This window comes from Streptomyces sp. NPDC059906 (assembly GCF_042730645.1).
GTDB lineage: Bacteria > Actinomycetota > Actinomycetes > Streptomycetales > Streptomycetaceae > Streptomyces > Streptomyces rubrogriseus.
The window spans coordinates 15197-36037 of sequence record NZ_JBHWKU010000010.1; the positions used below are offsets into that span (position 1 = coordinate 15197).

Below are 20841 nucleotides of genomic sequence, written 5' to 3' on the forward strand. Positions count from 1 at the left end.
CGGAACCTTCGACCGGAGATCTCTCCGGTCCGAACAGCCGGTCAGCGGCTCTTGTGGCCGATGATCAGCACATCGTCCTGGGAATTGGCGAGTCCGACGGTTTCGGGCCGGAAACCCACTTCCGTCAACCAGCGGTGACAGTCGTCGACCGCGTACTCGTGGCCGCCGGCCGACCAGACCAGCATACTGAGACTCGCCATGACCGCGTACAGCGGCGGAGTGTCGTCACTCACCATGGGGTCGTAGACGATCACGGCTCCACCCGGATTGACCGCGTCGTACGCGCTGCGCAGCAGTTTGAGCCGGTCCTCGGTGCCCCAGTTGTGCAGGATGTGACCGAAGACCAGTACGTCGGCGCCGGGCAACGAGTCGGTGAAGAAGTCACCCCCGTGAAAGGTGATCGGGTTCGCGGGGGCGAGGGCGGCCATGTGCTTGTCGAAAGCGCGGTCGAGCTGTGGGAGATCGAAAACCCCGGCCTGCAAGTGCGGGTGGGCCGACGCGAGGTGGTGGGCGAGGTTGCCGCGGGCGCCTCCGACATCCACGAAGGAGCTGTAGCCACTCCAGTCGAGGGCGGCGACGCGGGCCGCGATCGGGGTGTTGAACATGTCCATGCTGGCGAGGAAGGAGTCGGTGGTCTCTTCGTCGGCATAGAGCGCGTGGTACGGGTTGCTGCCGGCGTCGGCGGCCCGGTTGTGCGGCTTGCCGGTGCGCAACGACTGGCCGAGACCGTCCCAGGCGGGGTTGAGCTCGCGCTCGCAGAACCGGAGGTAGCCGCCGATGAACTGCGGCCGGCCCTGGACAAGGAAATGTTCGGCCGCGGGCGAGTTGCGGTACCGGCCGTCGTGGACCTCCAGCAGTCCGATGCCGGCGAGGGCAAGAAAAAAGTCACCGGCGCCCGGCATGGCGAACCCAAGGCGCTCGCTCAGTTCGGCAGCGTCGGCGGAACTGCCGGAGAGACTGGTGAAGAGCTCGCATTCGACCGCGGTAAGGAGCATCCTGGTCTGCCAGTGACCGGACAGAATTCCCATGACCTGGGCCGGATTGGACTGCTCAGGCTCCTGAGTGCACGTTTCGTCCATGTGCCCGGATCCTCCTAGGAAGAGAGTGCCATTGCGTGACGTCTTTTCGCTTTCATTGTCCAGGGAGCCGGGAGGCATTCCAAGTGCTCTTTGTGCAGGTCTTCTTGAGGGAATTCAGAGAAACGTCAGAGTAGTGTCAGATTTCCCGCACGGGACCTCGCACAGGAGAAGGCCCCGCGCCAGGTACGGGGGACGAAACCTGGCGCGGGAATCAAGGGGAGGGCTCGACGGCCCTCAGTGCGACGAGGAGGCGTCGGCGGACTGCTGGCCGGAGACGGGCTGCGGATCGTCTGCCGAGCCGCCGGTCTGGGCTGCCGCAGGGGCCTCGATCCGGCCGGGCAGGAACAGGGTCGCCACGAACAGCGCTGCGAGGGTGCCAATGGCGAACCAGTACACACCGTGGATGCCTTTGAGAGCGTCCGTGTCGCCGATGGTCTTGAGGATCACGGTGACCAGGGCGATACCGATGGCCGCGCCGAGCTGGTTCAGCATGTAGAGGACGGAGCTGCCCTGCGGAACAAGGTGCATCGGCAGCGTACGGTACAAGGAGCCCATCGTCGGCGCGCCGACGAAGCCGAGGCCGAGGCCGACGACGAGAGCGGCGACCGAGGACCATACCGCGCTGGTGTCGGCGTCGACGGTGGTGAGGATGAAGCAACCGAACGCGGCGACGACGGCGCCTCCTTGGGCGAGGCTGCGGCTTCCGATCTTGTCACTGAGGCCGCCGGCGAGCGGCATGGCGAGTGCGGCTCCTGCGCCGATCGGGGTGACGAGCAGACCGGCTTCGAGGGTGCCCATGCCGTGAACCTGCTGGTAATAGAGCGGCAGAGCGAAGAGCCCCGCGAAAGTGGCGAGGCCACTGAGGGTCATGACGGTGACACTGGCGGTGAAGCTGCCGCTCTTGAACAGGCGCAGGTCGATCAGCGGCGGGCCGGAGCGGCGTTCCCGGAGCGCGTGGACGACGTACACCAGCAGCATGACTGCGCCGAGGATCAGCGGGGACAGGACCTGCCACACCGCGAACGCGTTGCGCTCCGCGGACTGGTTCATGGCCAGGACGAGGACGGCGAAGCCGGGACCGAGCAGGGCGAGTCCGACGACGTCGAGCTTCGCGAACGGCTCCTCACCGCCACGCGGCGGGTCGGTCGGGATGACCTTAAGCGCGAGGACCAGTGCCACAAGGCCGAGGGGCAGGCCGAAGATGAACATCCAACGCCAGCTGAGGCCCTGCAGGACGGCGCCACCGACGACCGGGCCGAGGACCGGACCGAGGGAGAGCACAACACCCATCAGCCCCATGACGCGACCGGCCCGGTGGGGACCGGCGGCGCGAGCCAGGAGCACCAGGACGAGCGGGTCGAGGATGCCCGCTCCGATGCCCTGGACGACGCGGAAGGCGATGAGGCTGCCGACGCCCCAGGCCAGTGCACAGGCGAGCGTACCGCCGATGAAGGTGAGGAGGCCGATGGTCCACATCCGCTTGCTGCCGAACCGGTCCACCGCCCACGAAGTGAACGGGATCATGGCGGTGACGGCCAGCAGGAAGCCGGTGGAGGCCCAACCGATCGTGTTGAGTGACGTGCCGAACTCTTGACTCAGGGGGCCGATCGCAACCGCCACCATCGTGCTGTTGAGGATGCCGAGCATCCCTCCCAGCAGGACCACGGCGATCAGGCGCACCAGCGCGGGCTCCAGGCGGTCATCCCGTACTTGCGTCATCGCTCTCTCCGGTTGAAACGCTATTGGATTCGTCGGATTCGAATGAACCCACCGGTTCAATCTAGTGACCTTGCCAGCCCAGTGCAACCGAGTAGACCACAGTTTTGAACTCGCTGGTTCATTGGCTCGCACCCGGAGGTAGGATTACGGGGTGACCGGAGTGACTACGACCGTGGCGTCGGGGCCCAGGGCCTCCCGAGGACGCATCGACAAGCGGCAGGCGATCCTGGACGCCGCCTTCACCGTTTTCGCGCGCGAGGGATACGCCAACGCGTGTGTGAAGGAGATCGCGGCCGAGGCCAAGGTGGCCAAGCCCACCGTCTACAACCACCTCAGCGACAAGGCGAACCTGTTCCGCAATGCGATCGAGGTGGCCGCCGACACCGCCCAGACCGAGAATCTCGCGGTGATCGAGCAGCTCACCGAACCAGGAGACGATCTCCAGGCCGCACTCACGGACACCGGCCTCAAGCTGCTCCGATGCTATGCGAGCGACCGGTCCTGGGCACTGCGCCGGCTGCTGTACGCCGAGGTCACCCGGTTCCCCGACCTGCTGGAGACCGTGCGCGGCAGCGGCACCAACCGCGCCACCGAGGCGCTCGCCGACCGGTTCGCACGCCTCACCCTCGGCGGCCGGCTGCACACCACCGACCCGACCCAGGCAGCCGAGCAGTTCATCGCCCTGCTCACCGGCCCGGCCGAGGCGCGGTCGAAGTTCGGCACCGCGCAGCTGTCCGAGGACGCGCTGCGGGACATCGCAACAGGCGCGGTCCGAACCTTCCTCATGGCATTCGGCAGGGCGTCGACCGAAGCCGAAGGCGCGGCGACACGATGAACTGTCAAATCTCTGCAAGGTCGACAAGTCACCGTCAAGTTCGTTGACCTGGGGTCGTTCCCTCGGGCTAGCGTCACTATCCGTTCGCGGCACCTCGGTCCGCGACGGCTCAGTGCCGCAACATCCGGAGGTCCGCCCCGATGCCTGTCACCGACCCCGAAGCCCCGAGCTTCCCCTTCACCCAGACCGGGTGCCCAATGGACCCGCCGCGGCTCATCAGTGAGTTGCGGCGGGACAAGCCCGTCTCCCGAGTGACTCTCTGGGACGGCAGCCGTCCCTGGCTGGTGACCGGGCACTCCGACATCCGCACCGCGTTGCGCGACCCCCGGCTCAGCTCGGACGTCCGCCGCCACGGCTTCCCGTTCCTCTCCGCCGCCCAGGCCGAGGCGATCGGCGAGGCTCTGATCACCTTCATCCGCATGGATCCGCCCGAGCACACCCTCCAACGACGGATGCTCACACAGGAGTTCGTCGTGAAGCGCATGGAAGCGATGCGTGCGCAGATCGATGCCACCGTCGACACGCTGCTCGACGAGATGACCGCGGGTCGCAACGAGGCCGACCTCATGCAGGCGTTCGCGCTTCCGCTGCCCTCCATCGTCATCTGCCACATGCTTGGCGTTCCTTACGAGGACCACTCCTACTTCCAAGAACGCAGCCAAATGGTGCAGGACACCACCGCCGCACCCCAGGACGTCAACACCGCGCTCGGTGAACTGGCCCGGTATCTGGATCGTCTGGCCACCGAGAAGGCGTCCGCTCCGGGCGACGACATCGTCAGCCGGATCGTGGCCGGACAGGAGGTTCCCGGGCACCTCGGCCACCACGAGGTCGTCGGTATGGCGCTCAATCTGCTCATCGCGGGTCACGAGACCACGGCCAACCAGATCGCCCTGGGGGTGCTCGCTCTGCACCGGAACGGGCAGTGGGAGAAGCTCGTCGCGGACCCCTCTCTCGTCCCGGCCGCCGTCGAGGAGACCCTGCGTCACCAGAGCATCGTGCCGACCGGGCTCCAGCGGGTCGCCCGCGAGGACATGGAGATCGGGGGGACGGCGATCAAGGCCGGAGAGGGCGTGTTGCTCCAGATCGGCGCAGCCAACCGCGACCCGGCGACGTTCGACGACCCGGACGCCCTCGACATCGGGCGCGACGCCCATCGGCACATGGCCTTCGGCTTCGGTGTCCACCAGTGCCTGGGCCAACCGCTCGCGCGTATCGAACTCCAGTCCGCTCTCAGCGGCTTGATCCGTCGGCTGCCCGGATTACAGATTGTCAGGCCCATGGCGGACCTGGACTTCCGGCACGGCGGGAACATCTACGGTCTGCACTCGCTGCCAGTCGGGTGGTGAGCGCCGTGCGCCTGTTCCTGAGTACCGACACCGGCAAGTGCTGTAGCTCCGGACAGTGCGTCGCCGCGCTGCCGGAGATCTTCGACCAGGACGACACCGACGGTCGCGTGGTGCTGCTCGTCGAGCACGCTCCGAGCGCGCTGTCGCGCGAGCTGTACGAGGCCGTCGACTGCTGCCCCGCCGGTGCCATCACCGTGCGGGAAGAGGCCGAATCCATACCGGAAGTGACTCGGGAAGAGACCAGAGGCCAATGACCGCCCCCTCCACCAAGCCCCGGAGCGCCGGCTCCGCGCGGCCGGTCCGCTCCGGCTCCCGGCTGCCGACGTTGACCGGCCTGCGGGGCATCTCGGCGTTACTCGTCTTCCTCTTCCACATCTCCACCTCCGGCCTCTTCCGCAGCCAGGACATGAACGCGGACGTGGTCTTCGTTCTCGGCAAAGCGGGCGGCCTCGGGGTGTCCTTCTTCTTCGTGCTGAGCGGCTTCGTGCTGACCTGGTCTGCGCGATCGGACGACACCGAGCGGGCCTTCTGGCGCCGCCGTTGCGCCAAGGTCCTGCCCAATCACCTTGTCACCTGGGCGCTCGTGATCGCGCTGATGGCGACCACCGGCATCGCGGCTTCGCCGTTCGAGACCGTGCCCCACCTGGACTCCGTCGACGGTTGGCTGCCCAGCCTGACAAGCCTGTTCCTGGTTCATGCGTGGGTACCCGAGACGGCGTACTCCGTCGCCGGAAACCCGGTGAGCTGGACCCTCGCCTGTGAGCTGCTCTTCTACCTGTCCTTCCCCTGGCTGTTGCGCGGCCTGTCGCGCATCCGGCCCGAGCGGCTGTGGGCCTGGGCACTCGCCACCGTGGCGGTCCTCGTGGCCCTTCCGACCGCGGTGGGCCGACTGCTTCCGCAGACACCCGCACTGCCCTGGGACCCGACCGTCTCCTCCTGGCACAACTTCGCGATCTCGTTCTTCCCGCCCACCCGGCTCCTTGAGTTCGTGCTGGGCATCGAGATGGCACTGATCGTACTCGCGGGCCGTTGGATCCGGCTTGGGCTTCTGCCCGCCTCGCTTCTCCTGGCCGGGGGGTATGTGGCCGCCCTGTACGTGCCGTTCGAGTACGGGATCGTGGCGGCGACCGTGCTGCCGCTCGCGCTGCTCATTCCGGCGGCGGCGCGGCAGGACGCGGAGGGCCGGACGAGCTTCCTCGGTGGGCGGTTCATGGTGTGGACGGGCGAGGTGTCCTTCGCCTTCTACATGGTGCACATCAGTGTGATCGCATACGGCCACGAGCTCGTCGGCGGCCGGGAACGCACCTGGTCCACAGCCGCCGGGTTCGCCCTGTGGGCGGCAGCCTGTCTGCTGGCGGGGATCCTCGCCTGGCTGCTCCACCGGTCCGTGGAAGTGCCGGCCATGCGCCGGTTCGGCAGGAGCCGACGCACAGCACTTCGCCCTCAGAAGCCCACCGCCGCTCCCCCGGCGACGGACCAGGAGGCGCCGGCGTCCGGCACCTCTGTATGACGACACCTCCGAGCAGCATCCTCTTCCTGCTCGGACCGGGCAGCGCCGGGCAGGACGTCCAGTACGACGGCCCCCGCCCGGCGCTCCGGCCTCGCAACTCTCACGACGTGGGGAGGGGAGCCCATGGGCACGGCGCACCTCGATCCACCGCGGTCCGCTACCACGTGACCGGCAGCGCGCGGGGCCCGCGCACAGCCCGGTTCTGATTCCAGACCACCTCCTCGGCGGGGACGGCCAGTCGCAGGTCGGGCAGACGCCGGACGAGTGTCTCCAGCACGACGCGGAGTTCGAGTCGGGCCAGGGGGGCACCCAGACAGTGGTGCGGCCCGTGGCCGAAGGTCAGGTGCGAGGTGGCGGGCCGGTGGAAGTCGAGCTCGTCGGGATGTTCGAAGACCGTCTCGTCCCGGTTGGCGGAGGCGTTCTGGGCGACGACGGCATCTCCCGCTCGGATGAGCCGACCGCCGAGCTCGATGTCCTCGGTGGCGATGCGGGTGAAGCCGAGCCCGCCGACGCTCGCTTCGAGGGGCGTCAGGCGCAGCAGCTCCTCCACCGCGGCCGTGATCAGCTCGGGTTCGGCGACGAGCTCCTCCCAGCGCTCACGCCGTACCAGCAGGGTGTACACGAAGTTGGCGATCTCGTTGGCAGTGGTCTCCTGCCCGGCGATCAGCAAGTTGACGCCGAAGGTGACGAGTTCGTCCTCGGTGAGGCGGTCCCTCTCGTCACGCGCGAGGACGAGCTCGCCCAACAGGTCGTCGTGCGTCGCGGCGCGCCGCTCGGCGATCATTCTCTTGAGGTGGGAGTCCAGGGCGTCGTCCGCCGCCTTGATGACCTCGGGGTCGCGGGCGGAGAGAGCCACGGACTGTTCGATCCACTCGCGCAACCGGTCCCGGTCGTCGAGCTGGATACCCAGGACTTTGCAGATGACGGCAAACGGCAGGGGCCAGGCGAGGGCGGAGACGAGGTCGGCCGTCGGAGCGTCGGCACCCGGTTGAGCGGCAGGCCGCTCCGTCATGTCGTCCAGCAGAGCGTCGACGAGCTGTTGTATCAACTCCTGCAAGGTCCTGACCCGGCGAGTGGTGAACGCTCCGGCGACGAGACGTCGAAGTCTGCTGTGTTCCGGAGGATCCAAGCTCGCCAGAGAGGCGTTCTGCTGGTCGGGCAGGGGCAGCGTCCGCGGCACGTCGTGTCCGGCAGCCGCCGCCCTGCTGAACCGGGGGTCGGCCAGGACGGTCCTGACGTCCTCGTAACGCGTGACGAGCCAGGCATCGCCGCCGTACGGCATGGTTACCCGGCCCACTGGCGCATGCTTGCGCAACTCCGCGTAGTGCGGGTCCAATTCGAGACGATCGGCGGTGAAGTCACCGTGATGGAAAGGGCACGCTGGCTGGCCGGACAAAGAAGTCTCCTCGGGGGGCGAAGGCAGGGGGTGGGCCCTCGGGGAACGTCGGGGCTGTGTGTGGCTCTCCCGCCTCTGGAAGCTCTTCGGAGTCCGGCCGGGCCCCGGCAGCAGCGGGAGCCCGGCCGGTGCGTTGGCGTCAGACGGCGAGCAGCTCCGCGGTGACGCCGGCGAGGCGGGTCGCCTCGGCCCTGTTGAACAGGCCCGGATCGTCGACGCCGATGCGCCGGCCCTCGACGAAGGCACTGAGCGGTTCCGCGGGTGGGGCGTCGATGACCTCGCTGATGGGCGCCACCGCCCGGGTCACCGGCTTGCCCGCCCGCTTCATGTGGTCAATCTGCTGCTGCGTGACCGGGTCGTACGCGCCGGCGAAGCTGGTCGCGGTGGGACCGGGGTTGACGAGGACGTATCGCGTGCGGCCGGTGGCGCCGCGGGTGGCCGCGTAGTCCACCCCGAGCAGATCGTTCGCGGTACCGGCCTGCATCTGAGCCAGGACGCCGTTGTAGTCACGCCGCAGCTGCAGGTCGTCCCAGCGAACGCCGGGCTTTTGAACGCCGGGGCCCGCGACATTGACGACGACCGGCGCCTCGGCCTTCTCCAGCATGTCGGTGACGCCGTGGCTGAGCAGATAGCGGCTGAGGTATTCCAGGGCGAAGGCGTTCTCAAAGCCCTCGGAGGTCTCGTACCGGGCGGAGCGGAAGAAGCGGGCGCACAGTACCAGGGCGTCCACGGCGGGGAACGAGGCGACGATCTCCTCGACGACCCGCCTGTTCTCGGTGATCAGGCTGAGATCGGCGGGGATGAACACGGCACGATCGGCGACGCCACGCTCAGCGGCCGCGGCCAGGAAGGCCTTCCCCTTCTCCTCGCTGCGGCCCAGCACGACCACGCGGTCGCCGCGTTCGAGGCGGGTCAGGGCGAGACCCCGACCGATCCCGTCGTTGCCACCGGAAATCACAACAGTCTTCACTCGGAGTCTCCTTGAGCGTTTGCGCACGAGCGGTTGCACTGCGTGTTCACCACTAAGTAATCAAGCGATGACTTATTCAACATAGGGGGGCTTCCACTACAATGTCAACGAGCGATGACTACAAGGAGACACCGTGACCCAGCCCACCAAGCGCAAGCGCGACCGCGCGGCCACCCGCGCCGCGCTCCTCGCTGCCGCACGGGCCCGCTTCGCCCTCGTGGGCTACGACGCGACGAGCGTGCGCGACATCGCCCGGGACGCGGGCGTCGACGCGACGCTGATCTTCCGGTACTTCGGCAGCAAGGAACGTCTCTTCGAGGAGGCGTCCCGGCCCGAGGACACGGAACCGCCCGTGGCCGAGGAAGCCCGCCCGGCCGACGTGCCGACCTGGCTGCTGGAGGCGACCCTGCGGCAGCACCTGCCCGGCGCGTCCGGCGGGCATCCGCTCACCACCCTGCTGCTCTCCTCCGGGCGCCAGGAATGCCGGGAGCAGCTGAATTCTCAGCTCAGCGAGATGTACGTCCGCAATCTTGAACAACTGGTGGATCTGCCCGACCGAGAACTGCGGGCGGAACTGCTCACCGCGCTCCTGCTCGGCATCAACGTGTCCCGTTCCATCGCCCACACTCCCGCGCTCACCAAGGCCTGCGTCGACGACATCGCGCCCTACTTCGGCCAAGTCGCCGACGTCCTGCTGGGCACGTCGAACGCCACCGCCCAGACCTCCGCCCCGACGCCTCCCTCTTCGGACTGACTTCACCAAGAATTGTGGTTCCGCTGACCGGGCATCGATTTCTGACCTTCCTTTGCGGTTCCTCTGGACTTCGTTTCGGACGCCTTTCGTCGGTCCCGCCGAGAATGGAGTCCCATCCAGCTGTGAGGAGTCGTGAATGCCCAGCACGCCCGAGTCACGTCCCGTCGTCACCCGTCCGGATGCGAACGCCGTCGCCGTCGGAGTGGTCAGCGCGGGAAGCGCAGAGCATCAGCGTGCGGTGGCCGATGCCATCACCGCGCACTGGCGATCCGTCGACTGGCCCGAGGGTCTGGTCGCGCTCAACTGCTTCACCGGCACCCGAAACGACGCCGTGCTCACCTTCGAACAGTGGGCCACCGAAGACGCGCTGCGCGCATCGCTCACCGACCCCTTGGGGATCTCCCTCTCGCACCCGGGCCGGGACGCCGATCCCGAGGCCGAGGCGCCGACCGCCTACCGGATCCACCAGGTCGTCCGTGGCACCGCCGTCGACTCCGCCTCCGTCTCGGCGCAGAGTTTCCCCGTCGCCGCCTTTCCGATGGAGAACGAGGCCGCGGCCCGCCAGTGGATCACGGACCTGTTGAAGTCCGAGGAGGCGGCGGCGGGAGCGAACCGGGCCTACCCGGGCGCCATCGCCGCCAACATCCACATCGGTCTCGACGGCAAGAGCGTGCTGATCTTCTCCGAGTGGCGCTCGGAGGCGGAAGCAGTCGCGCACATGGAGATCCTCACGAAGGCGATGCTGGCCGACGTGGGCAACAGCGAGGAGGATCTCGGCGCGCTCTACCGCCACCACAGCACGCTCGCCCGCGCCACGACCTGAGCCGCTCCGCACACCACCGGGTTCCGGCGGCCGCGCAACGTGTGTGGCCGCCGGAACCGTCCCGGGATCACCACCGTCACACACCGAAGCCCGCATGCAGGTGGTACCGCTTGAAACCGATGGGTCGCACGCCCGGCGTCACGTCGCTCACCCGCCGCGTCGCGCCGTGTGTCGCGCCCTCCAGGAACGCGATGTGTGCCTCGTCCGAGGTCCATTCCGCGAAGTTGAGTACCCGCGTGCCGTCCTCGCTGACGAAGAAGTTGACCGAAAGCATCCCCTGATGGCGATGTGCGGCCTCCTCGACGGTGGCGGTGATGTTGTCGACGATCAGCCCCTGCCGGTCGGGGCCGTCCACGTCGAACATGGCGACGATGACACACTTGGGCACGCCCTCGTTGAGCACCAGCGCGCGGTGCGGCCGGTACGCGACGGGTGCCGCCGCGGCAAATCCTCGCAGGGTACGGAGACGGGCACGATAGGCGTCCGGCTCGGCGCACTGCGCGTACGTGAGAACGGTGTCCTGGTCCGTGTTGAGAAAGCAGCTCACGGACAGCACGCCGGCGGGCCACCCTCCCGTGCCCCACTGGTCGGTCACCTCCCGGAGCGCGGTGAGACCCGCCGCACGGTCCGGGACGTAGCGGGCGGCGACGAACACACTGGTGGCGTCGGTACGACGAACGTCGGGCAGCCCGTGGGCGACGGCCGGCGGGGGCGAGGGAATACGGGCGGACATGAGGCTCCTCAGCGCTCGTAGGGGTGTTCGGCCCGCGCCGAGCGGAGCGCGCGCCCCCACCAGACGAGCCGGTCGATCATGACTTTCGCCGCTCCGGCGGCCTCTTCGGCATCGCGCGGACAGCCGTCCTCGCCGAAGACCTCCCAGGCGTTGTGGAAGCTGACCGACTCGCGCACGGAGACACCGTGCAACTCGGCCACGACCTGGCGCAGATGCTCCACGGCGCGGAGCCCGCCCGCCATTCCGCCGTAGGAGACGAAGCCGAACGGCTTGGCCGCCCACTCGTCGAAGAACCAGTCGATGACGTTCTTCAGAGCCGCTGGGCAGGTGTGGTTGTACTCGGGCGTCACGAACACGAAGGCGTCGGCGGCCGCGAGTTCGGCCGCCACCCGGTCCCGCACCTCGGCGGCCTCCGGGGCCGGCGAACGGCCCGGTTCCGGCATCACGAGCGGCAGGGGGTGGTCGAGCAGGTCGAGGACGCGGACCCGCACGCCCGCGTGGGTGCGGGCCTGCGCCGCGAACCATTGGGCCGCGGTAGGGCCGAATCGCCCGTCACGGACACTGCCGACGACGACCAGCAGGGACAGGGGACGCTCCGTCATGGCTGAACCTTTCCCGGAAGTGGCGCCGCGGCACGGCCCCGCAGCGCGGTGAGAGAGACCAGCAGGCCGGTGCCGGAGGCCGCGAGGACGAGGGACAGTGCCGGACCGTCGTCGTGGCGGGTCAGGAGCAGGGCCGTCAGAGGCAGCAGCACCATGGCGCCGAGCTGGACCGCAGTCTGGTACAGGGGTACGGCAAGGTGTCGGTCACGCGGATCGACTGTCGAGGTGGCCTGCATGTTCAGGGCCGCGAAGGCGCACGCGAGCCCGGTCCCGACCAGCAGCAGCGCGGGCAGGGTACTGGTCGCGTATCCGGCACCGTCCGGCCGCCACAGGTACAGGGCGCACCCCGCGAAGGCCGCGAACGCGCCCAGGGCGATGGGCCGGGCCGTGCCGTACCGGATGACGAAACGGCCGGCGAAAGGCACGGTCACCGCCAAGGGCACGCAGGCCGGCAGGAGGGCGAGTGCCGTCTGCCAGGGACTCAGTCCCAGCTCGTCACGGGCTGCGAAAGTGACGGTCACGAGCAGGCTGTGGTACGAGCCGTTGAATACCGCCGCGCCCAACGCGGCCCGCAGCAGCGGCCCGTTGCGCAGCAGGACGAGGCCGGTCGAGCGGGTTCGCGCGGGAAGCCGATCGGTGTCGCGCGGGAGCAGACGCAGGCCGCACATCAACAGCACGAGTGCCACGGGAGCGGGGAAGAGGAAGGTCCACCGCCAGGCTTCCTCCTGTCCGGTCCGGAGAATCAGCCCGGACAGAAGCAGCCCGAGCGTGAAACCGGCGGCGCCGAAGAGCGAGTACACGGACACCGCGCGACGCTGTTGCGGGCCCTGCGGAAAGGTGCTGCCGATGATGGCCAGTCCGGTCGGCGCCGTCAGTGCGGCACACGCCCCTTTCACCAGCCGGGTGGCGACCAGAAGCACCACGCTGTTCGCGAGACCCCCGGCCACGGATGCGAGGGTGAAGAGCAGCATCGCGGCGAGATAGGCCCGCCGCCTGCCGAAGCGGACGGTGATTCTGCCGCCACCGACGAGGAGTACGGCGAATCCCAGGGCAAAGCCACTCATCATCCACTGCACGTTGAACACGGACAGGCCGAAGTGGGCGCCGATCGCGGGCAGCGCGACGAGGACCACCGACACTTCCAGAGCGTCGAGAATCATGTTCCCGGAGAGCAGGAACAGCACGGCCCACTGGCGTGCGTTCCACCGGACCGTGTCCTTCGTCCCCCCGGCCGCCGGGCTCGGGGCAGCCGTCATGACCCGAGCAGGGCCGGCAGGTCCTCGCTGACCAACTCGATGTTCCGGGCGACCAGGTCGTCGGGCATGCCGGCGATACTGGCCCAGAAGATCAGGTGCTGCACCGGCAGGCCCTCGGTCATCTCCTTGATCTCGGCTGCGGCCTGCTCCGGAGTGAAGATCTTCAGCGCGCCCCAGGGCGCGTTGGAGGTGCGATTGCGAAGCTCTTCGGCGTGGATCAGCGGGGGCTTCGGCCTGTCGGTGCCCTCCACGGACGCCTGCTGATAACTGTTCAGCTGGTGGGCGAGATAGGGCGCGACGCGTGCCCAGGCCTCGTCCGGGTCATCGGCGAGAATGATCGGCAGCAGGTCGGAGACCCGCGCGGAGGCAGGATCGTGGCCACCCTCGATCAGGCCGTCCCGATAGTGCTCGAACTTCTCATGGTTGATGTGCAGCAGGCCCATACCGAGCCGGCCGGCGATCCGGGCGCCCCTGGGGCCGTAGAAGCCGCCCCACAGCGGGACGGGATCCTGAAGCGGCCCGGGGGTGATTCCGCCTTCCTCCCAGAGCCTGCGAACCTCCCGAATGTGTTCCTCGGTGCGCGCGAAACGGCTTTTGAAGTCCCCGTCCATCAGAGCGTATTCGGGTACTCGGTACCCGGCGCCCATGCCGAGTTCGAGCCGCCCGCCGCTGATGAGGTCGACGATGGCCGCTTCCTCGGCGAGCTGGGCGGGCTTGCGCAGGGCGGGCAGAAGAACGGAGGTGCCGATGCGGACCCGGCGCGTGCGGGCGGCCGCTGCCGCGGCGAAGGTGAGCGGCTGCGGAAGGTAGCCGTCTTCGAAGAGATGGTGTTCGGTGAACCAGAGGCCGTCGGCGCCTCGTCGATCGGCCTCCTCGCAGAACTCCAGAGTCCGTGCGTAGTGGTCCGCCCAGGGGCGCTTCCACCCTTCAGGGTTACGCAGATCGAAGAGCAGTCCGACGTCCATGGCAAGGATCCCCATTCGTTGGCGATGTTCTGTGGTGTGCGCTGCGGGACGCACGCGGTCAGCCGGTCGCGTTCCGCCAGGCACGCGGGCTCTCGAACACCGCCCGGCGCTCCGGGCGACGCCAGCCGACGGTGCGGCGGACCGGGACGGAGGACTCGGCAGGTGCGGCGGTGGCACGGGCGAGCAGCACTGCTGCGACGGCCGCGAGCTCCTCGAGGCCGGGGCGGCCCCGCTCGACGCGGAACAGACGGGTGGGTGAGCACACGGCGGGCGAGGATGTGGTCATGATGCCGACCCAGTCAGAGAGTCCGGCAGTCCTCCGTCACCCAGGTGGCTTGGCGCGATCATTGACGCCCCTCTCACTGCGGTGGATTGCCGTGCTTGCGGCGCGGCAGTTCGCCGTCCTTGGCCCTCAGCATCGCGAGCGCGCGGATGAGTACCGGGCGGGTGTCGCGCGGGTCGATCACGTCGTCGACGAGCCCGCGCTCGGCCGCGTAGTAGGGATGGACGAGTTCGGTCCGGTACTCGTCGATCTTGCGGGCTCGCACGGCGTCGGGGTCGTCGGCGGCGGCGATCTCCCGGCGGAAGACGATGTCGGCGGCGCCCTCGGCTCCCATCACGGCGATCTCGTTGCCGGGCCAGGCGATCGCGATGTCGGCGCCGATGGATCGCGAGTCCATGACGATGTAGGCGCCGCCGTAGGCCTTGCGGAGCACGACCGAGATGCGGGGGACGGTGGCGTTGCAGTACGCGTACAGCAGCTTGGCGCCGCGCCGGATGATGCCCTCGTGTTCCTGCTCGACGCCTGGCAGGAAGCCGGGGACGTCGATGAGGGTGACGAGCGGGATGTTGAAGGCATCGCAGAACTGGACGAAGCGTGCGCCCTTCTCACTCGCCTTGATGTCGAGCACACCGGCGAGCGCCGCCGGCTGGTTGGCGACGATGCCCACGACATGTCCGTCCAGGCGGGCCAGCGCACATACGAGGTTGGGCGCCCAGGCGGCGTGCACCTCCATGGACTCTCCGTCGTCGACGAGTTCCTCGATCACGGCCCTGATGTCGTACGAGCGGTTGCCGTCAGCGGGCACCATGTCGAGGAGCCGGTCCGCGGGACGGTCGGCAGGGTCCTCGTTCGGGTGGGCGGGAGGCAGCTCCCGGTTGTTCTGCGGGAGCATGGAGAGCAGGTAGCGGACCTCGGCCAGGCAGGTCTCCTCGTCGTCGTACGCGAAGTGCGCCACGCCGCTCGTCTCGGCGTGCACGTCGGCACCGCCCAGCCCGTCATGGGTGATCTCCTCGCCGGTCACGGACTTGACCACGCCCGGGCCCGTGATGAACATCTGCGAGGTGCCGCGCACCATGAACACGAAGTCCGACAGCGCCGGGCTGTAGGCCGCGCCGCCCGCGCACGGGCCGAGCATCACGCTGATCTGCGGGATGATGCCGGACGCCTTGGTGTTGCGCCGGAAGATGCCGCCGTAACCGGCCAGCGCGCTGACGCCCTCCTGGATACGGGCGCCGGCGCCGTCGTTGAGCGAGACCAGCGGGGCACCTGCCGCGATGGCCATGTCCATGATCTTGTGGATCTTCGTGGCGTGGGCCTCGCCCAGCGCGCCGCCGAAGATCCTGAAGTCGTGGGCGTAGACGAAGACCGTGCGCCCCTCCACCGTGCCCCAGCCGGTGATGACACCGTCCGTGTACGGTTTCCTCGCCTCCAGGCCGAAGCCCACCGCCCGGTGCCGGCGCAACTGCTCGACCTCGTTGAAGCTTCCCTTGTCGAGGAGGATTTCGATGCGCTCACGGGCGGTCAGCTTGCCCTTGGCCCGCTGAGCCTCGGTCGCCCTCTCGCTCGGGCCGCGGCGGGCCAGCTCCTTCAGCTCACTCAGCTCGGACAGCCGGTCGGTACCTGCTGCCGGGACCGTTGCGGTCATCGCTTGTCTCCCCCAGTCGCAGTGGTGCGGATGTGCCTGGACCGGCTCACCAGGACAGCTGCCGGCCGGTCGGTGTGGAGTCCTCGCCGACGAAGGTGGCGGTGGGGCCGTCCTCGCCGAGGGTGGCGAGCAGCACCGGAATGCGTGCCCCTTCGGCCGGTGTGAGGACGCCCTGGTGACCGTTGATGTCCGTGGCGACGAAGCCCGGAGAGACCGCGTTGACGAGGATCCTCGTGTCACGGAGTTCGTTGGCGTACGTGACCGTCACGGCGTTCAGGGCGGCCTTGGAGGTGTTGTAGTCGAGGAGCGTGGGGAAGACGCCCGCGGGGAAGGCTCCGGTCGGGTCCTGCCGGGCCGCGGCGTGCGTGAGCGAGCCGAGCACGCTGCTGACGTTGACGATCCGGCCGGCCGGTGCGCGGCGCAGCATCGGCAGCATCGCGTTGGTGACCGCGATGACGCCGAACACGTTCGTCTCGTACGTGCGGCGCACCTCGGCCGGCGGGGTACGGCTCGGCAGGGTGACCGGGCCTCCGACGCCGGCGTTGTTCACCAGTGCGTCCAGGTGGCCGGATTCCTCCTCGACACGCTTGGCCGCCCGTTCGACGACCGCCTCGTCGGTGACGTCGAGGTGCAGACAGCGGACGTCGAGGCCCTCGGCACGCAGTTCCCGCTCGGCGGCCAGGCCGCGGTCCTGGTCGCGGGCACCCAGGTAGACGCGGTGCCCCAGAACGGCGAGGGCTCGTGTGACGGCCCGTCCGATGCCCTTGTTGGCTCCGGTGACGACGGCTGTACGCGGTGGGTTGTGGGTCGTGCCGCTCATCCGAGAAGTGTCCCTCCGGTCGCATCGACGAAGGATCCGGTGATCCAGCGGGCCTCGTGCGTGGCGAGGAAGGTGACGGCGTCCGCGACCTCTGCCGCCTCGCCGACCCTCTTGAACGCAGAGAGCTGCGCCATCTGCTCGACCGCCTCGGGGACGGAGAAGACGGCACTGCCGTTGTCGGTGATGCCCGGTGCCACGGTGTTCACCGTGATGTTCCTGGGGGCGACCTGGCGGGCCAGATGCAGGGTGAGCTGCTCGATCGCCCCCTTGGTCATCGAGTACGTGATCTGCTCCGGATTGGCGAAGCGGGTGAGTCCGGAGGAGATGTTGATGATCCTGCCGCCGTCCGGCATGACCTGCAGAGCGCGGAAGGCGATGTAGTAGGGCGCCTTGGCGTTGACGGCGAAGTACCTGTCGAACTGCTCCGGGGTGACGTCCTGGGGGGCAACGCCATTGGTGGTCTCGCCGGCATTGTTGACGAGGATGTCGAGCCGCACCTCGCCGATCCGCTCCTTCAGACCGCGCTCCACCCCCAGGAAGAGCTCGTGCACATCGCCCGGGACGCCGAGTTCGGCCCGGACGGCGAAGGCCCGGCCGCCGTCCTTCTCGATCTGGTCGACGGTCTCCTGCGCGGCCTGCTCGTTGTTCGCGTAATGCACAACGACGAGGGCGCCCTCACGGCCCATCGCGAGCGCCGTGGCCCGGCCGATGCCCCGGCCCGACCCGGTGACGAGAGCTGTCTTGTCGGTGAGCCTGCTCATGGTGGAACTCCTGGGTCTCGGTGTCTCGTACGTGGGTGTCGGCGCCGCGCCGGAGCCCGGCACTCGGGCGGGTGGCGGCGCCTCGAGGCCGCTGATCATGCGGGCGAGGTGGCGGCGAACGGAGGCGTACTCCATGAGTTCGCCGAGGATCGCACGCAACGGCTCCACCTCCGGTCCGCCAAGCAGCAGCAGTGCCTGCGCCTGGATGTTGTCGAGGGTTCGGCAGCCGACGGGCCGTCGCTGCTGGTCGTAGGAGTCGAGCAGTTCTTCCGGCGCACGTCCCAGGACCACTGCCGCGAGACCTCCGCCGAGTGCCGCAGCGTCCTGAAGGCCGAGGTTGAGGGCCTGCCCGCCGACCGGCATCTGCACATGGGCCGCGTCGCCGGCGAGCAATACCCGTTCGCGCCGGTAGCCGGTGGCCTGCAGCCGGGTGTTGTCGAACGCATTGAGCCAGACCGGTGTACCGCCGCTGATGTCCTCGCCGGTGACCTTCGTCCAGGCGGCGGCGACCTCGTCGAACTCCGGTTCGCGGGTGCGGACCGGGGGCCGGCCGTCGTGGAGGTGGACCATGACCCGGGTACTGCCGTCGGACCACCGGAAGGCGGTGGCCAGGCCGTGTGGCAGCCGTTCGAAGCGCCGGTTCGGGATGTCGATGCCGGCCACGTCCGCCCGGAGCATCTCCCGGGTGGCGTCTTCACGGGTCACCTCGAACCCGGCGAGTCGCCTCACTGTACTGAGTTCCCCGTCGCAGCCGACGAGGTAGGCGGCGGTCGTCCGGTAGGGCTTGGCACCGAGCGGCGTCACCGCGACCTCCACGCGATCCGCACGCTGCTCCAGTCCGGTCACCACGTGACCGCGCCGGACCTCCGCGCCGGCCTTGGTCGCCCAGTCGTACAGGACCGCCTCCAGGACGGTCTGCGGGCACTTCCACTGCCCTGCATACGGATGTGCGGGATCGGCCACGGCCAGGTCGAGCGGGAGCCCGCCGAAGTGGCCGGTGCCCCCGTCCGGGAGCGGACCGAGCCGGTCGAGCAGACCGCGCCCCAAGAGGATTTCCATAGTGCGCGCGTGCAGGGTGGACGCCCGAGACTCGGTCATCGGCTCGGTGAGCTGTTCCAGCACGGTCACCCGCGCCCCGCCGGCCCGCAGCTCCCCGGCGAGCAACAGCCCGACGGGGCCGGCGCCGACGATGAGTACGTCGGTGTCCGGCGGGTCCGGCGCCGCCCGCTGCGGACGGGCCGCCGCGTCCGGTTCCGGTGCGTCGGCCATGGGTCAGCGCCGCGCTTCCGCGTAGTGCTTGGCGTGGCCGAGCGTGGCACGGCTGTTGGTGCCCAGTGCGTTGCGGATGTACTCACGGGCCTCGGTCAGACCGGCGTCCGGGCCGAGGATCTTCGCGATGTTCCCGGTCCGGATCACCACGGTGTGCTGGGATGTCGCGGTGGTGGCGCCGTCGGCGGCCTCGTCGAGATGCCAGTAGCCGGTGTGCAGCTCCATGAGCGCGGGCAAGGTGGTCTGCTTGTACGCGATCAGATGGTGTGCGAAGCAGACCCGCACGGATTCGGTGGTGTGCGAGGAACCGTCCTTGGTCAGGGTGTCCATGCGCAGGACCTGCAGGCCCGGTGTGTCCTCCGTGAGCCGGACCTCGGCAACGTGCGGCAGCCGCTCGGACCAGAGCTGGGCGTCGTTGAGGAACTCGTACACGTCCTTGGCCGAGCCGTCGATCCGCACCTGGTCCTCGAAGGTGAGCGTCCGCTCGTCGGCGTGCGCCGCAAGCTCCACGTTGGCCTTGAGCGCGGGCAGTTCGGCGCGGCTGTTGGTGTCGACCGCACGGTCGATCCACTCCAGGCCGTCGGGGTCGTCGGCGACCGCGCGGAACTTGTGCAACAGCCTGACGCGGGTCTCGTCGGCGGAGAGCGGTTCGAGTATCCAGGTGCCGCTCATCTCGGCGACCGGGGGCGTGAAGATGTCCTGCCGGAAGGTGATGCGCAGTGCCTCCGGATCCAGTTCGCGACGCGAACTCCAGGTTTTCACCTCACCGTTGGCGGTGGCGAAGATACGGATCCGCTCCGTGTTGTCGTCGCGCTTTTCCAGGTACTCGACGTAGACCGACGGGGGGAAGAGCCGGGGCCAGTTCTCGACTTCCGCCAGGAGGCGGTAGACGTCCTGGGCTGCGGCCCGCACGGTGATCTCGTGCTCCACCTCGCGCGCTTGCTGTTCAGCCATGCTGTCTCTCCTTGGTCGTAGCGCCGCAGGTGTCGCAGGTGTCAGAAGTTTCCGAGGCCGCCGCAGACGTTGAGTGCCTGCGAGGTGATGGAGCCTGCCGTGTCGGAGGCGAGGTATCCGACCAGGCCTGCGACCTCGTCCGGCGTGGAGTAACGGCCGAGCGGGATCTTGCTCTGGAACTTCTCCAGGATCGCGTCCTCGGAGGTGGCGTATTCGGCGGCGTATCCCTGGCGCACGCGCTGGGCCATCGGCGTCTCCACATAGCCGGGGCAAACGGCGTTGACCGTGATGCCGGTCGGCGCGAGTTCGTTGCCGAGTGCCTTGGTGAAGCCGACGACACCGTGCTTGGACGCGGAGTACGGGGCACCCAGAACGACGCCCTGCTTGCCTGCGGTGGAAGCGATGTTGATGATCCGGCCCCGTTGCTTGGCCCGCATGCCGCCGGTGGTGAGCACCTCGCGTGTCATCAGAAAGACGCTGTTGAGGTTTGTCTCGATCACGTCGTACCACAGCTCGTCGGTGATGTCGGCGGTCACACCGCCGCCGCTGCGCCCCACGTTGTTCACCAGGACGTCGATGGTGCCGAAGTGCTCGACCACGGCTTGGACCAGCTGCTTCACGTCGTCCTTGGAACGGACGTCAGCGGGGGCACCGGCTGCTTCGAAGCCCTCGTCCTGCAGTTCCTTGACCGTACGGACCACGCTGTCGGCGTTGCGGGAACATATGAACACCCTGTGGTCCCGCTCCGCGAGCAGCCGGGCGGATGCCAGTCCGATGCCGCTGGTCGCGCCGGTGACCAGGGCCACCTTGCGTCCGTCGTGCGTCATGTCGATCCTCTCCTGATGTCGGTGCCCAGCGGTCACTTGGTGGCGGCAAGGTGCGTGGTCACGACCTCGATGAGCTGGGCGGGTGTTCGGACGGCGCCGAGCGCGTCCTCGTCCAGGGATATGCCGTACTCGCGCTCGATACGGGTGTATGTCTCCAGGAGTGCGAGGGAGTCGTAACCGAGGAGCTCGAACTCGAGATCCGCGGTGACCTCCCCGTTGTCACCGGCACCCTCGCGGAGGATGCGAGTGAGGTCGTCGAGGGTGAAGGGCGCAGTGGTGCTCACGGTGTCT

At 68.7% G+C, this 20841-nt stretch carries 21 protein-coding genes; 6 read left to right on the forward strand and 15 right to left on the reverse strand.

What is annotated here, in order from left to right; genetic code table 11:
• Positions 1-41 precede the first annotated feature (41 nt).
• Both ACFV9J_RS17305 and ACFV9J_RS17310 read right to left on the reverse strand, forming a co-directional pair.
• Positions 42-1079 (reverse strand): methyltransferase, encoded by a 1038-nt coding sequence (locus ACFV9J_RS17305; protein ID WP_385355003.1) that lies wholly within the window; start codon positions 1077-1079, stop codon positions 42-44.
• A 234-nt stretch (positions 1080-1313) separates the two neighbouring features.
• Entirely contained in the window at positions 1314-2798 is a 1485-nt protein-coding gene (locus ACFV9J_RS17310; RefSeq protein WP_385355005.1) for a DHA2 family efflux MFS transporter permease subunit, read from the reverse strand.
• Positions 2799-2949: 151 nt separating this feature from the next.
• Between ACFV9J_RS17310 and ACFV9J_RS17315 the strand changes: the two genes are divergently transcribed.
• The 4 genes from ACFV9J_RS17315 to ACFV9J_RS17330 all read left to right on the forward strand — a co-directional run bounded on the left by ACFV9J_RS17315 (position 2950) and on the right by ACFV9J_RS17330 (position 6492).
• On the forward strand, positions 2950-3633 hold the full coding sequence (locus ACFV9J_RS17315; RefSeq protein WP_385355007.1) for a TetR/AcrR family transcriptional regulator: 684 nt from the start codon (positions 2950-2952) through the stop codon (positions 3631-3633).
• Between the two features lie 251 nt (positions 3634-3884).
• A complete protein-coding gene (locus tag ACFV9J_RS17320; RefSeq protein WP_385355009.1) occupies positions 3885-4982 on the forward strand; it encodes a cytochrome P450 in 1098 nt (365 codons plus the stop codon).
• Between the two features lie 5 nt (positions 4983-4987).
• Positions 4988-5236: a ferredoxin gene (locus ACFV9J_RS17325; protein WP_385355011.1), complete on the forward strand. Its 249-nt coding sequence runs from the start codon at positions 4988-4990 to the stop codon at positions 5234-5236.
• Positions 5233-6492 (forward strand): acyltransferase family protein, encoded by a 1260-nt coding sequence (locus ACFV9J_RS17330; protein ID WP_385355013.1) that lies wholly within the window; start codon positions 5233-5235, stop codon positions 6490-6492. The genes ACFV9J_RS17325 and ACFV9J_RS17330 overlap by 4 nt, the downstream gene beginning before the upstream one ends.
• 157 nt (positions 6493-6649) lie before the next feature.
• Here the strand turns inward: ACFV9J_RS17330 and ACFV9J_RS17335 are convergent, their stop codons facing one another.
• Positions 6650-7789, reverse strand: a complete 1140-nt coding sequence (locus ACFV9J_RS17335) for a cytochrome P450 (RefSeq protein ID WP_385355015.1) — start codon at positions 7787-7789, stop codon at positions 6650-6652.
• 238 nt (positions 7790-8027) lie between these two features.
• Positions 8028-8858 carry an SDR family NAD(P)-dependent oxidoreductase gene (locus tag ACFV9J_RS17340; RefSeq protein ID WP_385355018.1) on the reverse strand — a complete coding sequence of 277 codons (831 nt, stop codon included), beginning with the start codon at positions 8856-8858 and terminating at the stop codon, positions 8028-8030.
• Positions 8859-8991: 133 nt separating this feature from the next.
• On the opposite strand from ACFV9J_RS17340, the gene ACFV9J_RS17345 reads away from it, so the two are divergent.
• On the forward strand, positions 8992-9612 hold the full coding sequence (locus ACFV9J_RS17345; RefSeq protein WP_385355021.1) for a TetR/AcrR family transcriptional regulator: 621 nt from the start codon (positions 8992-8994) through the stop codon (positions 9610-9612).
• Positions 9613-9748: 136 nt separating this feature from the next.
• Complete coding sequence (locus ACFV9J_RS17350) at positions 9749-10435, forward strand: hypothetical protein (protein WP_385355023.1); 687 nt, start codon at positions 9749-9751, stop codon at positions 10433-10435.
• A 76-nt stretch (positions 10436-10511) separates the two neighbouring features.
• Here the strand turns inward: ACFV9J_RS17350 and ACFV9J_RS17355 are convergent, their stop codons facing one another.
• From ACFV9J_RS17355 to ACFV9J_RS17405, 11 genes are all read right to left on the reverse strand, one after another.
• A complete protein-coding gene (locus ACFV9J_RS17355; RefSeq protein ID WP_385355026.1) occupies positions 10512-11168 on the reverse strand; it encodes a hypothetical protein in 657 nt (218 codons plus the stop codon).
• Positions 11169-11176: 8 nt separating this feature from the next.
• On the reverse strand, positions 11177-11770 hold the full coding sequence (locus ACFV9J_RS17360; protein WP_385355029.1) for an NADPH-dependent FMN reductase: 594 nt from the start codon (positions 11768-11770) through the stop codon (positions 11177-11179).
• Positions 11767-13026 carry an MFS transporter gene (locus tag ACFV9J_RS17365; protein ID WP_385355031.1) on the reverse strand — a complete coding sequence of 420 codons (1260 nt, stop codon included), beginning with the start codon at positions 13024-13026 and terminating at the stop codon, positions 11767-11769. The genes ACFV9J_RS17360 and ACFV9J_RS17365 overlap by 4 nt, the downstream gene beginning before the upstream one ends.
• Entirely contained in the window at positions 13023-13991 is a 969-nt protein-coding gene (locus ACFV9J_RS17370) for an LLM class flavin-dependent oxidoreductase (RefSeq protein ID WP_385355033.1), read from the reverse strand. Before ACFV9J_RS17370 ends, ACFV9J_RS17365 begins: the two co-directional genes overlap by 4 nt.
• 58 nt (positions 13992-14049) lie before the next feature.
• Entirely contained in the window at positions 14050-14277 is a 228-nt protein-coding gene (locus tag ACFV9J_RS17375; RefSeq protein WP_385355035.1) for an acyl-CoA carboxylase epsilon subunit, read from the reverse strand.
• 73 nt (positions 14278-14350) lie between these two features.
• The gene (locus tag ACFV9J_RS17380; RefSeq protein ID WP_385355038.1) at positions 14351-15919 is read right to left on the reverse strand and encodes an acyl-CoA carboxylase subunit beta; all 1569 of its coding nucleotides are present in this window, start codon (positions 15917-15919) and stop codon (positions 14351-14353) included.
• Positions 15920-15965: 46 nt separating this feature from the next.
• Entirely contained in the window at positions 15966-16739 is a 774-nt protein-coding gene (locus ACFV9J_RS17385) for an SDR family oxidoreductase (protein WP_385355041.1), read from the reverse strand.
• A complete protein-coding gene (locus tag ACFV9J_RS17390; protein WP_385355043.1) occupies positions 16736-18769 on the reverse strand; it encodes an SDR family oxidoreductase in 2034 nt (677 codons plus the stop codon). Before ACFV9J_RS17390 ends, ACFV9J_RS17385 begins: the two co-directional genes overlap by 4 nt.
• 3 nt (positions 18770-18772) lie before the next feature.
• A complete protein-coding gene (locus ACFV9J_RS17395; RefSeq protein WP_385355045.1) occupies positions 18773-19723 on the reverse strand; it encodes an aromatase/cyclase in 951 nt (316 codons plus the stop codon).
• 41 nt (positions 19724-19764) lie between these two features.
• Positions 19765-20550 (reverse strand): SDR family NAD(P)-dependent oxidoreductase, encoded by a 786-nt coding sequence (locus tag ACFV9J_RS17400; RefSeq protein WP_385355048.1) that lies wholly within the window; start codon positions 20548-20550, stop codon positions 19765-19767.
• Positions 20551-20582: 32 nt separating this feature from the next.
• On the reverse strand, positions 20583-20834 hold the full coding sequence (locus ACFV9J_RS17405) for an acyl carrier protein (RefSeq protein WP_385355050.1): 252 nt from the start codon (positions 20832-20834) through the stop codon (positions 20583-20585).
• Positions 20835-20841 lie beyond the last annotated feature (7 nt).

Coding starts and splice junctions, on each gene's coding strand:
- ACFV9J_RS17395 (WP_385355045.1), bottom strand. CDS start 19,723: ATGGCTGAACAGCAAGCGCGCGAGGTGGAGCACGAGATCACCGTGCGG.
- ACFV9J_RS17350 (WP_385355023.1), top strand. CDS start 9,749: ATGCCCAGCACGCCCGAGTCACGTCCCGTCGTCACCCGTCCGGATGCG.
- ACFV9J_RS17390 (WP_385355043.1), bottom strand. CDS start 18,769: ATGGCCGACGCACCGGAACCGGACGCGGCGGCCCGTCCGCAGCGGGCG.
- ACFV9J_RS17330 (WP_385355013.1), top strand. CDS start 5,233: ATGACCGCCCCCTCCACCAAGCCCCGGAGCGCCGGCTCCGCGCGGCCG.
- ACFV9J_RS17310 (WP_385355005.1), bottom strand. CDS start 2,798: ATGACGCAAGTACGGGATGACCGCCTGGAGCCCGCGCTGGTGCGCCTG.
- ACFV9J_RS17375 (WP_385355035.1), bottom strand. CDS start 14,277: ATGACCACATCCTCGCCCGCCGTGTGCTCACCCACCCGTCTGTTCCGC.
- ACFV9J_RS17385 (WP_385355041.1), bottom strand. CDS start 16,739: ATGAGCGGCACGACCCACAACCCACCGCGTACAGCCGTCGTCACCGGA.
- ACFV9J_RS17355 (WP_385355026.1), bottom strand. CDS start 11,168: ATGTCCGCCCGTATTCCCTCGCCCCCGCCGGCCGTCGCCCACGGGCTG.
- ACFV9J_RS17360 (WP_385355029.1), bottom strand. CDS start 11,770: ATGACGGAGCGTCCCCTGTCCCTGCTGGTCGTCGTCGGCAGTGTCCGT.
- ACFV9J_RS17305 (WP_385355003.1), bottom strand. CDS start 1,079: ATGGACGAAACGTGCACTCAGGAGCCTGAGCAGTCCAATCCGGCCCAG.
- ACFV9J_RS17370 (WP_385355033.1), bottom strand. CDS start 13,991: ATGGACGTCGGACTGCTCTTCGATCTGCGTAACCCTGAAGGGTGGAAG.
- ACFV9J_RS17400 (WP_385355048.1), bottom strand. CDS start 20,550: ATGACGCACGACGGACGCAAGGTGGCCCTGGTCACCGGCGCGACCAGC.
- ACFV9J_RS17380 (WP_385355038.1), bottom strand. CDS start 15,919: ATGACCGCAACGGTCCCGGCAGCAGGTACCGACCGGCTGTCCGAGCTG.
- ACFV9J_RS17365 (WP_385355031.1), bottom strand. CDS start 13,026: ATGACGGCTGCCCCGAGCCCGGCGGCCGGGGGGACGAAGGACACGGTC.